At 70.5% G+C, this 13,598-nt stretch carries 8 protein-coding genes and 3 tRNA genes; 6 read left to right on the forward strand and 5 right to left on the reverse strand.

Annotated elements, in window-relative coordinates; genetic code table 11:
- Window positions 1-160 precede the first annotated feature (160 nt).
- Together ABZ693_RS18710 and ABZ693_RS18715 are read left to right on the forward strand one after the other, a co-directional pair.
- On the forward strand, window positions 161-1,201 hold the full coding sequence (locus tag ABZ693_RS18710) for an RNA polymerase sigma factor (RefSeq protein WP_359878249.1): 1,041 nt from the start codon (window positions 161-163) through the stop codon (window positions 1,199-1,201).
- 154 nt (window positions 1,202-1,355) lie between these two features.
- Window positions 1,356-4,985 (forward strand): DUF7507 domain-containing protein, encoded by a 3,630-nt coding sequence (locus tag ABZ693_RS18715; RefSeq protein WP_359878188.1) that lies wholly within the window; start codon window positions 1,356-1,358, stop codon window positions 4,983-4,985.
- Between the two features lie 108 nt (window positions 4,986-5,093).
- On the opposite strand, the gene ABZ693_RS18720 is transcribed toward ABZ693_RS18715, so the two are convergent.
- From ABZ693_RS18720 to ABZ693_RS18735, 4 genes are all read right to left on the reverse strand, one after another.
- Window positions 5,094-7,022 (reverse strand): ABC transporter ATP-binding protein, encoded by a 1,929-nt coding sequence (locus tag ABZ693_RS18720; RefSeq protein WP_359878190.1) that lies wholly within the window; start codon window positions 7,020-7,022, stop codon window positions 5,094-5,096.
- On the reverse strand, window positions 7,022-8,755 hold the full coding sequence (locus tag ABZ693_RS18725; protein ID WP_359878193.1) for an ABC transporter ATP-binding protein: 1,734 nt from the start codon (window positions 8,753-8,755) through the stop codon (window positions 7,022-7,024). The genes ABZ693_RS18720 and ABZ693_RS18725 overlap by 1 nt, the downstream gene beginning before the upstream one ends.
- Window positions 8,756-8,933: 178 nt before the next feature.
- Entirely contained in the window at window positions 8,934-10,373 is a 1,440-nt protein-coding gene (locus ABZ693_RS18730; RefSeq protein ID WP_359878196.1) for an FGGY family carbohydrate kinase, read from the reverse strand.
- Window positions 10,374-10,514: 141 nt separating this feature from the next.
- Window positions 10,515-10,805, reverse strand: a complete 291-nt coding sequence (locus ABZ693_RS18735) for a YtxH domain-containing protein (protein ID WP_359878198.1) — start codon at window positions 10,803-10,805, stop codon at window positions 10,515-10,517.
- Between the two features lie 135 nt (window positions 10,806-10,940).
- Between ABZ693_RS18735 and ABZ693_RS18740 the strand changes: the two genes are divergently transcribed.
- The 3 genes from ABZ693_RS18740 (at window position 10,941) to ABZ693_RS18750 (ending at window position 11,330) form a co-directional block, all read left to right on the forward strand.
- A tRNA-Asn gene (locus tag ABZ693_RS18740) sits at window positions 10,941-11,013 on the forward strand.
- Between the two features lie 5 nt (window positions 11,014-11,018).
- Window positions 11,019-11,091 (forward strand) — tRNA-Asn (locus ABZ693_RS18745).
- Between the two features lie 165 nt (window positions 11,092-11,256).
- A tRNA-Ile gene (locus ABZ693_RS18750) sits at window positions 11,257-11,330 on the forward strand.
- Window positions 11,331-11,444: 114 nt separating this feature from the next.
- Here the strand turns inward: ABZ693_RS18750 and ABZ693_RS18755 are convergent.
- Window positions 11,445-13,070, reverse strand: a complete 1,626-nt coding sequence (locus ABZ693_RS18755) for a site-specific integrase (protein ID WP_359878200.1) — start codon at window positions 13,068-13,070, stop codon at window positions 11,445-11,447.
- A 166-nt stretch (window positions 13,071-13,236) separates the two neighbouring features.
- On the opposite strand from ABZ693_RS18755, the gene ABZ693_RS18760 reads away from it, so the two are divergent.
- Window positions 13,237-13,551 carry a hypothetical protein gene (locus ABZ693_RS18760; protein WP_359878202.1) on the forward strand — a complete coding sequence of 105 codons (315 nt, stop codon included), beginning with the start codon at window positions 13,237-13,239 and terminating at the stop codon, window positions 13,549-13,551.
- Window positions 13,552-13,598 lie beyond the last annotated feature (47 nt).

Genomic DNA, 13,598 nt, shown 5'->3' on the forward strand with positions numbered 1-13,598 from the left:
CCGGCGTGCGGCGCGGTGGCCCGGCGTACGGTCGGTCACATTCCGGACTCAAAAAGTCACCGCACGCCCCTCGTGGCGGCGACGCGCCGTACCCCACACTGGGTGACGGTGCCGCCCCGCTGCCCGTACGCACGCCCGTCCCCCTCCCGCACCGGCAGCGATCACCCGCCCTGGAGGTCGCCCCGTGCAGACCCGGACCGTCACCGCGTCCCAGGAATCAGCTCCGTACGTCCCGGCCCCCCGCCCGGCTCCCCGCGCTCCCCGGGTGTCCGCGGGCGGCGGTGGCGGCGGCTCGTCGGCCGATCTGTTCCGCCTCTACCTGCGCGAGATAGGCCGGGTCCCGCTGCTCAGCGCGGAGGAGGAGGTCGAGCTGGCCCGCCGGATCGAGGCCGGGCTGTTCGCCGAGGAGAAGCTGGCCCGCGGCCCCGGCCTGGACGGCCGCCTCGCGCACGACCTCGACCGTCTCGTGGTCCTCGGCCGGATCGCCAAGCGCCGGCTGATCGAGGCCAATCTGCGGCTCGTCGTCTCCGTCGCGAAGCGGTACGTCGGCCGCGGTCTGACCATGCTCGACCTGGTCCAGGAGGGGAACCTGGGCCTCATCCGGGCGGTCGAGAAGTTCGACTACGCGCGCGGCTACAAGTTCTCGACGTACGCCACCTGGTGGATCCGGCAGGCGATGTCCCGGGCGCTGGCCGACCAGGCCCGCACGATCCGGGTCCCCGTGCACGTGGTCGAGCTGATCAACCGGGTCGTCCGGGTCCAGCGCAGCATCCTCCAGGAGTACGGCCACGAGCCCACCGCCGAGGAGGTCGCCGCCCGCCTGGACCTGCCGCCCGAGCGGATCGGCGAGGTGCTGCGGCTCGCCCAGGAGCCGGTGTCGCTGCACGCGCCGGTGGGCGAGGAGGACGACGTCGCGCTCGGCGACCTCATCGAGGACGGGGACGCGGCGTCGCCCGTCGAGTCGGCGGCCTTCCTGCTGCTGCGCGAGCATCTGGAAGCGGTGCTCTCCACCCTCGGCGAGCGCGAACGCCAGGTCGTCGCGCTGCGCTACGGCCTCGACGACGGACGGCCCCGCACCCTGGAGGAGATCGGACGACTGTTCGGGGTGACCCGCGAGCGTATCCGCCAGATCGAGTCCAAGACGCTGGGCAAGCTGCGCTCCCACGCCTATGCCGACCAGCTGCGGGGATACCTCGACTGACGTTCCGGCGCCGCAGGACACGCCTGACGCACCGTCGCTCATAGGAGGGAACTTCACGCCCGTTAATACTATTTTGAGATAATTAGTGACGGTCGGTGCGCATAGACGTCTCATGACGAGAAGAGACTGCGGGCCCCCTCGGCTTCGTGCCCGAGTGGCCCGCTTCGTATCGACAGCGGCCACGCTCGGCCTGCTGACCACGGGTCTGGCGGCCGGCTTCGCCCAGGCCGACACCCCTGACCCGAAGACCCAGCCGAAGGCGACCGCGAAGGCGACGACGCCCGCCGCGAAGCCCGCACCGGCCGCGAAGCCCGCACCGGCGGTCCCGACGCCCGCCGTGCCGGCGCCCCGCGCGGGCACCCCGCTGCTCACCGAGACCTTCACCGGCGCCACCGCCGACGACCGCTTCACCGCCGTCGGCTCCGCCTGTCTGAGCGGCGCGCCCTCGGCGGCGGCGCAGTCCGGCAGCCATCCGCTCACCGGCTGCCCGTCCACCGAGATCGGCCCGATGCCGCCGCTCGACGCGGCCCCGCACGGCTACCTCCGGCTCACCGACGCCGGGAACGACGAGAGCGGCGCCGTCCTCTTCGACCAGGCCCTGCCGGCCGGCAACGGTCTGGACGTCACCTTCGACCAGTGGCAGTACGGCAGCACCACGCCGAACACCCCGGCCGACGGCATCTCCTTCTTCCTGGTGAACGGCGACACCGCGCTCGCCCACCCCGGAGCCTTCGGCGGCAGCCTCGGCTACGCGCAGAAGCTCCCCGACGACAACCCGGGCCTGGAGATGCTGCCCGGAGTCGACCGCGGCTACCTCGGCGTCGGCCTCGACGTCCTCGGCAACTACTTCGGTGACTGGGAGCACCGCGGCAACGGCTGCGCGACCCGCTCGCCGGCGGGCACCGGCATCCGGGTGCCCGCGCCCGGGGCCAACATGGTCACCGTTCGCGGCCCCGGTGACGGCACCGAGGGCTACTGCTTCCTGACCGCGACGACCAGCAACTTCACCACCACCCCGCCCTGGCCGTCCACCCTCCCCGGCCGGCTCCAGGGCCCGCTCACCGTGATGCCTCCCGGGGTGACCCCGCAGCAGGCGGAGACCCTCCTGGAGCCGTCCCGCCGCCGGGTGCACGTCCACCTGACCCCGGCCCCGGCCCCGGTCCTGACCATCGACGTGGACTTCAACGACGGCACCGGCTTCCACCAGGTGCTGTCGACACCGGCCCCGATGCCGGTCCCCTCCACCTACAAGTTCGGCTTCGCGGGCTCGACCGGCCTGTGGACCGACGTCCACCTGATCCGCAACGTCGTCGTCACCACCGACCAGCCGCTGCCCGAACTCAACCTGGTCAAGCAGGTCCACGAGCCGCGGCCCGGCGAGCTGACGGTCGGCACCCCGGTCGACTACGACTTCGTCGTCACCAACTCCGGCAACACGCCGATCAACGACCTCGCCGTGGCCGACCCGACGGTGAATCCGGTCACCTGCCCGGTCAGCGTGCTCCAACCGGGGGAGACCGCCACCTGTACGGGCACCTATGTGATCACCGCGGCGGATGTCGCGGCCGGCCATGTCACCAACACGGCGCGGGCCACCGGCACCTCCGACGGTGATCCGGTCACCTCACCGGACTCCACGGTCACGGTGCCGATCGACGCCCCGCCCGGCATCGTCATCGAGAAGCAGGTCCAGGGCACCGGCCCGTTCAACGTCGGCGACACCGTGACGTACGAATACATCGTCACCAACACCGGCGGCACGGACATCACCAATCTCTCCATCGTGGACGACAAGGTCACCGGCATCACCTGCGCCGCGACCGCACTGGCCCCGGCCGGACAGCCCGGTGACAGCACCACCTGTACCGGTACGTACGTGGTGACGGCGGCCGACGGCGTCGCCGGTCAGGTCACCAACCACGCCCACGCCGCCGGCACCTCGAACGGGACCCCGATCGAGTCGCCGCCGACCGACGCGACGATCGACGTCGTCGGCACGTCCTCGCTCGGCCTCTCCAAGACGGCGAGCACGGCGGGCCCGGTCCACATCGGGGACACGATCACCTACAGCTACGAGGTGACCAACACCGGGCAGACGAACCTGACCGAACTGGCCGTCTTCGACGACCACGTGAACCCCGTCAACTGCCCGGTGACGACACTGGCGCCGGGCGCGAGCACCACCTGTACGGGCACGTACACGGTGACCGAGGCCGACGGGGCGCTCGGGCACGTCCACAACCGCGCCCAGGCCACGGGCACCAACCCGCAGGGCGGGGCCGTCCTGAGCCCGGACGACGAGGTCACCGTGCCCGTCATCGGCGCCTCGGGCCTGGCGATCGAGAAGACGGCGAACACGCCCGGTCCGGTCCAGGTCGGCCAGACCGTCACCTACACCTACACCGTGACCAACACCGGCCAGACGGCACTGACCAACGTCGCCGTCCAGGACGACCGGGTCGCCCCCGTCACCTGCCAGGCGACCTCGCTGGCGGCGGGCGCGAGCACCACGTGCACGGGCACGTACACGGTGACCGAGGCCGACGCCGTCGCGGGCACCCTGCACAACATCGCCCAGGCCACCGGCACCGACCCGGAGGGCCACCCGGTGGACAGCCCGCCGGGCGAGGTGACCCTGGACGTGGTCGCGGTCTCGTCGATGACCATCGACAAGACGACCGCCGCCACCGGCCCGGTGAACGTCGGTGACACCGTCACCTACGCCTACACCGTGACCAACACGGGCAACGTGACCCTGCACAACGTCACCGTGGTCGACGACCACGTCACCACCGTCAACTGCGACCGGACCACCCTCGCCCCCCAGGAGAGCGCCACCTGTACGGGCACATACGTGGTGACAGCCGCCGACGGCGCCGCCGGAAGCGTCACCAACACGGCCCACGCGACCGGGATCAACCCCGGCGGCGAGACCGTGACGAGCCCCGACGACGCGGTCACCGTGCCCGTCATCGGCGCCTCGTCGCTGACGGTCGAGAAGTCGGCGAGCCCGGCGGGTCCGGTGAACGTGGGTGACACCATCACGTACACCTACACGGTCCGGAACACCGGTCAGACGACGCTGAACAACGTCACCGTCGTGGACGACAAGGTCACCGGCATCACCTGCCAGGCGACCACGCTGGCGGCGGGCGCGAGCACCACGTGCAGCGGAACGTACGTGGTGACGGCCGCCGACGGCACAGCCGGAAGCGTCACCAACCGGGCGCACGCCACGGGCACCAACCCGGGCGGCGACACGGTGACGAGCCCCGACGACGAGGTCACCGTGCCGGTGAACCCGCAGCGCGCGGAGCTGACCGTGACCAAGAAGGCCGACACGGCCGGCCCGGTCCACGTCGGTGACCAGGTCACCTACACCTACACGGTGACCAACAACGGCGACACGGAACTGACCGACGTCGCCGTCGTGGACGACAAGGTCACCGACATCACCTGTGAGGCGACCACCCTGGCGCCCGGCGAGCACACCACGTGCACGGGCACCTATGTGGTGACCGAGGCGGACGCGGTCGCCGGCCACGTCACCAACCACGCCCACGCCACCGCCACCGACCCCCGGGGCAACCCGGTCGAGAGCCCGTCCGTCCAGCACACCATTCCGGCCGCCTGCCCGCCCAAGGGCTACGGCGACGGCTACGGCAAGGGCGGCGGCATGGAGATGTGCCCGGACCACGGTCACGGCCACGACTACGGCGACGGCTACGGCAAGAAGGGCGACCGGAAGGCCGACCGGAAGGCCGAGAAGGGGAAGGTGAGCTGACGGCGGGTCCCGACCCGGGACCGGCCCCCACGTGACACACGGAGCGGGACCGGATCGAGCCGCCACACGGCCGATCCGGTCCCGCTCTTTCGTTCACCCCCGCCGGGGTCAGTCCACCTCGGCGACCGCCTGCGCGAACTGCGCCGCGTACAGCCGGGCATATGCCCCACCGGACGTCAGCAGCTCCTCGTGCGTGCCCTGCTCGACGATCGAGCCGTTCTCCATCACCAGGATCACGTCGGCGTCCCGGATCGTGGAGAGCCGGTGCGCGATCACGAACGACGTCCGGCCGTGCGCGAGCCGCGCCATCGCCTTCTGGATCAGCACCTCGGTACGGGTGTCCACCGAGCTGGTCGCCTCGTCGAGGACCAGGATCACCGGGTCGGACAGGAACGCCCGCGCGATGGTGATGAGCTGCTTCTCACCGGCGCTGACGCCGGTGCCCTCGTCGTCGATGACCGTGTCGTAGCCCTCGGGCAGGGTGCGGATGAAGCGGTCCGCGTGGGCCGCCTTCGCCGCCTCCTCGATCTCCGCCCGGCTCACCTCGCGCGTCGCGCCGTACGCGATGTTCTCGGCGATCGTGCCGCCGAACAGCCAGGTGTCCTGGAGCACCATGCCGATGCCCGCGCGCAGGTCCTCGCGCCGCATCTTCGCCACGTCCACCCCGTCCAGGGTGATCCGGCCGCCCGTGACCTCGTAGAACCGCATGAGCAGGTTCACGAGCGTCGTCTTGCCGGCGCCGGTCGGGCCGACGATCGCGACCGTCTGCCCCGGCTCCACCGTCAGCGACAGGTCCTCGATGAGCGGCTTGTCGGCCTCGTAACGGAAGGAGACCCCCTCCAGGGCCACCTTGCCCTTGAGGTCCACCGGCCGCTCGCTCGCCGGCGCGTCCGGCTCCTGCTCCTCGGCGTCGAGCAGCTCGAAGATCCGCTCGGCCGAGGCCACGCCCGACTGCACCAGGTTCGCCATCGACGCGACCTGCGTCAGCGGCATCGAGAACTGCCGCGAGTACTGGATGAACGCCTGCACGTCACCGATGGACAGGCTGCCGCTCGCGACCCGCAGACCGCCGACCACCGCCACGAGGACGTAGTTCAGGTTCGACACGAACATCATGACCGGCTGCATCACGCCGCTGTTGAACTGGGCCTTGAACCCGGCCTCGTACAGCGCCTCGTTCTGCTCGCGGAAGTCCTTCGCGGACTCCTCCTGCCGGCCGAAGACCTTCACCAGCGTGTGGCCGGTGTACATCTCCTCGATGTGCGCGTTGAGCGCGCCCGTCGTCTTCCACTGCGCCACGAAATGCGGCTGCGACCGCTTGCCGATCTTCGCCGCCACGATCACCGACAGCGGCACCGTGATCAGCGCCACCAGGGCGAGCAGCCACGAGATCCAGAACATCATCACCAGCACGCCGATGATGGTGAGCAGCGAGTTGATCAGCTGGCCCATCGACTGCTGGAGGGTCTGCGAGATGTTGTCGATGTCGTTGGTCGCCCGCGACAGCACCTCGCCGCGCTTGGCCTTGTCGAAGTACGACAGCGGCAGCCGCGCCAGCTTCGCCTGGACGTCCTCGCGCATCCGGTAGACCGTGCGGTTGATCACCTTGATCGACATCCGGGTGGAGACCAGCATCAGCAGGCCCGCCAGGACGTACACGAGCAGGGCGACGCCCAGGATCTCGCCGACCGCGCCGAAGTCGATGCCCTTGCCGGGCGTGAAGGACACCCCGGACAGCATGTCCGCCATCCCCGAGTCGCCCTTGGCGCGCAGCCCCGCGAGGGCCTGCTCCTTCGTGGCGCCCGCGGGCATCTGCCGCCCGACGACGCCCGCGAAGACGAGGTCGGTGGCCTTGCCGAGGACCTTCGGGCCGACCACGGAGGCCGCCACCGACAGGACACCGGCGATCACCATCACCCACAGCGTGCGGCGCTCCGGCGCCAGCTGCTTCAGCAGCCGCTTGCCGGACCCCTTGAAGTCCATCGACCTCGAGTCCGGGCCGCCGCCGGCCATCATTCGTCCGCCAGGACCGGCCATCAGGCTGCCTCCGCCTCGGTCAGCTGGGAGAGCACGATCTCCCGGTACGTCGCGTTGTCCGCCATCAGCTCGTGGTGCCGTCCGGTGCCGACGACCCGGCCCTCGTCGAGCACCAGGATCCGGTCGGCGTCCCGGATGGTCGCCACCCGCTGGGCGACGATGACCACCGTCGAGTCGGCCGTCTCCTCGGACAGCGCGGCGCGCAGCAGCGCGTCCGTCTCGTAGTCGAGAGCCGAGAAGGAGTCGTCGAAGAGATAGATCTCCGGCTTCTGCACGAGCGTGCGGGCGATCGCCAGCCGCTGCCGCTGACCGCCGGAGAGGTTCGTGCCGCCCTGCGCGATCGGCGCGTCCAGCCCGCCGTCCAGCTTGGACACGAAGTCCTTGGCCTGCGCCACCTCAAGGGCGTGCCACAGGTCCTCGTCGGTCGCGTCCGGATTGCCGTACCGCAGATTCGTCGCCACCGTCCCGGAGAACAGGTACGGCTTCTGCGGCACCATCCCGACCGTCCGCGCCATCAGCGCGGGTTCGAGCGACCGTACGTCCACCCCGTCGACGAGCACCTCGCCGCCCGTCACGTCGAACAGCCGCGGCACCAGGCCGAGCAGCGTCGACTTGCCGCTGCCCGTCGAACCGATGATCGCGGTCGTCTCGCCCGGCCGGGCGACCAGCTCGACGTCCCGCAGGACCGACTCCTCTGCGCCCGGGTACCGGAAGTCCGCGCTCTTGACCTCCAGATACCCGCGCCGCTTCAGCTCCCGCACCGGCTCGGCCGGCGGCACCACGCTGGACTCGGTCGCCAGGACCTCCTCGACGCGCTCGGCGCACACCTCGGCGCGCGGCACCATCATGAACATGAAGGTGGCCATCATGACGGCCATCACGATCTGCATCAGATACGCGAGGAACGCCGTCAGCGCGCCGATCTGCATCGCGCCGCTGTCGATCCGGTGCGCGCCGAACCACACGACGGCGATCGACGACACGTTCACGACCGTCATCACGGTCGGGAACATCAGCGCCATCAGCCGGCCGGTCGCCATCGACACGTCGGTCAGCTCGGTGTTCGACACGTCGAACCGGCCGCGCTCGTAGTCGTCCCGGACGAAGGCGCGGATGACCCGGTTGCCGGTGATCTGCTCGCGCAGCACCCGGTTCACCGTGTCCAGCCGCGTCTGCATGGTCCGGAACAGCGGCCGCATCTTCCGTACGATCAGCGACACCGCGATCCCGAGCACCGGCACCACCGCGACGAGCACACCCGACAGCGGCACGTCCTGGCCGAGGGCCATGATGATGCCGCCGACGCACATGATCGGCGCGGAGACCATCAGCGTGAACGCCATCAGGACCAGCATCTGGACCTGCTGCACGTCGTTCGTGGTCCGGGTGATCAGCGACGGGGCGCCGAACTGGCCGAGCTCACGGGACGAGAACGACTGCACCCGCTCGAACACCGCGGCCCGGACGTCCCGCCCGAGCGCGGACGCGGTGCGCGCGCCGTAGAACACGGCCCCGATGTTGCACAGCACCTGGAACACGGACACGCCGATCATCAGCCCGCCGAAGCGCAGGATGTAGCCGGTGTCCCCGCGCACGACACCCTGGTCGATGATGTCGGCGTTCAGGGTCGGGAGGTAGAGGCTCGCGCTGGTCTGCAGCAGCTGCAGCAACACCAGGAGGCCGATGGGTTTCCGGTACGGCCGAAGGTGGGTTCGGAGAAGTCTTATGAGCACGGGTTCTACTATCGCCCGCGCCGCCGGGTCGTTACGAACGGATATCGCGCGTCGGGTAAAGCCCTGGCCAAGACATTCCGGGGAGTGGTGTGCGGGCGCCGCCCGGGCCGGGTGAGGCCGGACGGGGCCCGGTGAGGACCCCGATGACTGTCCGGGCCGCGGGAGCGGGGCGGGGCCGTCAGATGGCGAAGGCCCCGGGGTGGATCTGCTCCCGGGTGGCCGTGTACTGCTGCCGTACGGCCTGACCGACGGCCAGTTCCTCGCCCGCCTCGAAGACCTGCGCGGCGGCGCCCTGCCAGGCCGGGGGAGCGGCCGGTGAGAGCGTCCCCTGGGACACCCCGAGCGCCCAGGCGGCCTGGCGCGCGGCGCCGAGCGCCGCGTACTCGGCCGGCTGCGGGACGACGACCTGCGCGCCGAACAGCGCCGGCGCCAGCGCCTGCACCGCGGGCAGCCAGGCCGTCGCGCCGAGCAGGAACACCCGCCGTACCTCCACACCCCGCCCGCGCAGCACGTCCATCGCGTCGGCGAGCGAGCAGAGCATGCCCTCGAAGGCGGCCCGGGCCAGGTGCTCGGGCTTCATCGACTCGCGGCGCAGACCGCTGAGGGTGCCGGCGGTGTGCGGCAGATGCGGGGTCCGCTCGCCCTCCAGGTAGGGCAGCAGGACGAGACCGGAGGAGCCGGGCGTCGAGGCGAGCGCGAGCGCGGACAGCTCCTCCAGGGAGTCCACGCCCAGCATCTCGGCGGTGCCGCGCAGCGCCCGTACGGCGTTGGAGGTGTGCACGACCGGCAGGTGCATGCCGGCGGCGTCGGCGTAGCCGGTGATCATGCCGTGCGGGTCGGCGAGGGCCTCGTGGTGGACGGCCATGACCGAGCCGCTGGCGCCGAGGGAGACCACCGCGTCGCCGGTGCCGAGACCGAGGCCGAGCGCGGCGGCCATCGTCTCGCCGGTGCCGGCGGAGATCAGCAGACCCTCGGGGGTGGTGCCGGCGGCCTCGCCGGGGCCGAGTACCTCGGGCAGCATGGCCTGGTGGCCGAGGGCGAGTTCGACGAGGTCGGGGCGGTAGGAACCGGTGCGGGCCGACCAGTAGCCGGTCGCGGAGGCGGCGCCGCGGTCGGTGGTGCGGCGCGCGGGGCGGCCGAGCAGCTGCCAGACCAGCCAGTCGTGCGGCTGGAGGACCATCCCGACGCGCTGGGCGTGCTCGGGCTCGGTACGGGCGAGCCAGCGCAGCTTGGCGACGGGCATCTGGGCCTGCGGCACGGCGCCGACCGCGTCGGCCCACGCCTGCCGCCCGCCGAACGCCTCGACGAGATCGGCCGCGGCGACCTGCGCCCGCTTGTCGTTGCCGGCCAGCGCGGGGCGGACCGGATTGCCCTGCGGGTCGAGCGGGACGAGCGCGTTCGCCTGCGCGGAGACCCCGATCGCCTGCACCCCTTCGAGCAGCCCGCCGCCGGCGGCCTCCCCGAGGGACAGCAGCCAGGCCTGTGGATCGACGTCCTTGGCCTTGGGTTCGAGCGCGTGCGGGGCATGGCCCTGCCGCAGCACGGCACCCGTGTCCGCGTCACAGACGACGATGCGAGTGGAGTCGGAAGAGCTGTCCAGACCGGCGACTATCCCCATGACGACAGATTCTGCCGTACGCCGGGACATGGATACGCCGGGATACCCCGCTCTACGCCGCGATACGAGGCGAGGTGAGGTACGCCGCCACCGCTGCCCGCGCGGAGAGGGGCCGGGGCGGGGCTGGGCCGGGGCCGGGGGTCAGGTGTTGCTGGCGCCCCAGTCGTCGTCGTACGCCCCCTGGGCCCCGTACTGGTCGTCCGGCCCGCGCAGGGCCGTGAGCCGCCGTGCCTGCTCGCCGACGGCCCGCGCGGCCTTCCCGGCCGCCTGCTTGCCGGACTGGGCCGCGGACTCGGCCACGTTCCGCACGGCGGGGTTCTGCGCGACGCGCCGGGCGGACTTCTTCATCCGCTCGTACTGCTCCCGTCCCGCCCGCGTCCCGACGACGAAACCGAGGGCCAGACCGGCGACGAAGATCAGCTTGTACCGCACCTGTGATCCTTCCCTGGAGCGTCCTGGGGATACCGATTGGCGGAGCACCCCCCTGCTTGCGCTAATGTATGTGTCGCAGCGAGCGAGCGCCGCCCGGGAAGGCCCGGAGTGGCTCCGTTCGAAGCAACGCAGCAATCCCCTGTAGCTCAATTGGCAGAGCAGCCGGCTGTTAACCGGCAGGTTACTGGTTCGAGTCCAGTCGGGGGAGCGCGATCCCCTGTAGCTCAATTGGCAGAGCATTCGGCTGTTAACCGGAGGGTTGCTGGTTCGAGTCCAGCCGGGGGAGCGAGTGAGAGAGGACCCTTCGGGGTCCTTTTTCCGTTCCGGGGGAACCGCCCGCCGCCGCCGGGTGTCCTCAGGAGCGGGCATGGCCGACCATCCGGAGCAGGAGATCGTATGAGCGGCTATGCTGCGGCAGACGGCGCGCACACTTGTACGCGCCGTGATGATCGGGGCGGTAGCTCAGCCGGTTAGAGCAGCGGACTCATAATCCGTCGGCCGTGGGTTCGAGTCCCACCCGCCCCACAAGGAAAAATCGTTCTGACCAGGCACTTCACGGGTCAGACGTGAGCGCGAAGGGTCTTGGCGGCCCGTCCTAGTCAGGAAATCACACCTGATTGGACAGAGGTTGGACGCTGGTCACGCGACGCGCTCGAATCCCTCGTTCGGCGCATCGGTGGCCTCGTCCAGCGTCACCTGCGGCCCCTTGGCAGGGTCCAGAGGCGCGTGATCAGCGGCACACTTCCCCGGATCGCGTGAGCTGCCGTTCGCGGAGGCCGGCGGCGAGCCGGGCTGCGGCCGGGGGACGACTGAGCTGGTGGTCTCGGCCTCGTTGTCCAGGAGCCGCGGGAGGACCGCCGTGTAGGTGTCGGACGTGATCTGGAACGACTTGTGGCCCAGTCGCGCCTGGACGACCTTCATCTTTGCCCCGCCGAGCAGGGCCAGTGCCGCTGACAGGTGCCGGGTGTCGTGCAGTCGGATCGGGGGCAGCCCGGAGAGCTCGACGAGCCGGTTGAACCTCCTGCTCATCCAGTCCGGGTGGAGGGGCTTGCCGTCCTCGTGTACCCAGAAGCGGTCGCTCTCGACGTAGGCGTCACCCCATGCCTCGCGCTCCTTCGCACGCGTCGTGTCGAACTCCACCCACAGGTCAGCGGTATTGGCGTCGAGGGTGACGGAGCGGACGCTGTCCTGCTTCGGCGCCTCGTCGTACACCCGGTAGGCGACCTCGACGACCTGTGCCGAGATCCGGAAGTACTGCACCAGCGAGTACAGGCTGACCTCCGACGGGGGCAGCGCGCACATCTCCCCGCGGCGCGGCCCCCTGAAGATGAGCCCGTTCCACAGCCCGGCGAACCGGTCGGCCGCGATGGAGGCGAGGAAGTCGGCCGTCTGCTCCGGAGTCCACACCATCACCGGGGACGGCTTCTGGCCCGTCCGCTCCCACTCCTCGACGCGTTCCGGCGTCCAGACCAGCGCCGTGGGCTTCTTCACCGGCGGAAGCTCAACCATCTTGGCCCAGTTTTTGGTGTAGTCGCCGCGCTTGATGACGTCCGACATGAAGGACTTCAAGGTCGCGAGGATGCGGTGCATCGTGTTGGCGGAGGTGATTCTCCGCCGTCCCTTGCTGCCCTCGCGGAGTGCTGCGTTCGCATCCAGGTACGCGCGGCGCCTGACGCGACGCTCCTCTGTCTTCCCGGAGGCTCGGACCCACGCCGTGTGTGCCGCGTCGCGCGCCTCCGTCAGCTCGACTATGCGCGCGTGGTGCAGAAGCCTCTCGGCGTTCTCCCGCTCGATCGCCGTGAACATCGGCTCAATGTGCCGGAGCTTGAGGTCGCGCCGCTTGATGTGCCCGAGGTGAGGCCTGAGGTACAGCCGGATGTGATCCTCGTACCCGTGAGTCGTCGTGCGGGCGAGGCGCTTCTTGCGAGCGATCCACGCGTCCAGGTCCTCGGCCACGGTGGCGTCGCTCAAGATGTCGGTGCCCTTGACGGCCTCCCGGTAGAGCTCGGCCGCCTTCTTCATCGCAGCGTCTTTGGTGGCGAACCCGAATCTGCGGACACGGCGCCGGTCACCGTTCTCGCCGGCCTCCAGTTCGAAGTAGAGGCTCCACTTTCCGTGCTTCTTCTCCTTGAGCTTGGGGCAGCCGGCGCCGATGTTGCGCTGCTTCGGCTTCCCGGTGTCATCCAGGACCGGGGCGCCGTCCTTGCCGATCACCGGTTCCTTGCAGACGCAGTAGCGCGTGTAGGAGGGGTTGAACTTCTCCATGGCTCTGGGGTCCTCGCTCCTTGTCCCTCTGTGACCCCATGCTCATCACCGACGCCGCAGTACGCGCACTCTCCTCACCGAAGACGACGACAACGACCCCGCCGACCTCATCCTGTCCACCGTCGAGATCGACCTCCTCCCCGCCTTCACCCTCAAGCCCCTCTACGTGGGCCACCGCCCCTGGGACGACCTCTTCGACGAGGTCCTCAACGAGGCCAACGACGAGACCGACGACGAGCCGACGCCCGCCCCCGCCCCGGAGGTCGCCGTCGATGTGGTCGACACCTCCGAGACCTCGACCGCACCGGGCGACGACCCCACCCTCACGGCGTCTGACCCGCAGCCGTCCCCCGAGACGGACCCGGCCGACGAGCCCCAAGAACCCTGGGCCGAAGAGACCACCACTGACAGCGCCGTTGCCATCGACGCCCCCGCCCGGCCGCGAAGCGCCGCCCGCGCAACCGTGCCTCCGCAAGAATGACCCGACCGACGACCACCCCCTGACCAGACATCGACTGGTGGGCGCGG

The organism is Streptomyces laurentii (assembly GCF_040635425.1).
GTDB lineage: Bacteria > Actinomycetota > Actinomycetes > Streptomycetales > Streptomycetaceae > Streptomyces > Streptomyces laurentii.

Coding starts and splice junctions, on each gene's coding strand:
- ABZ693_RS18720 (WP_359878190.1), bottom strand. CDS start 7,022: ATGGCCGGTCCTGGCGGACGAATGATGGCCGGCGGCGGCCCGGACTCG.
- ABZ693_RS18730 (WP_359878196.1), bottom strand. CDS start 10,373: ATGGGGATAGTCGCCGGTCTGGACAGCTCTTCCGACTCCACTCGCATC.
- ABZ693_RS18755 (WP_359878200.1), bottom strand. CDS start 13,070: ATGGAGAAGTTCAACCCCTCCTACACGCGCTACTGCGTCTGCAAGGAA.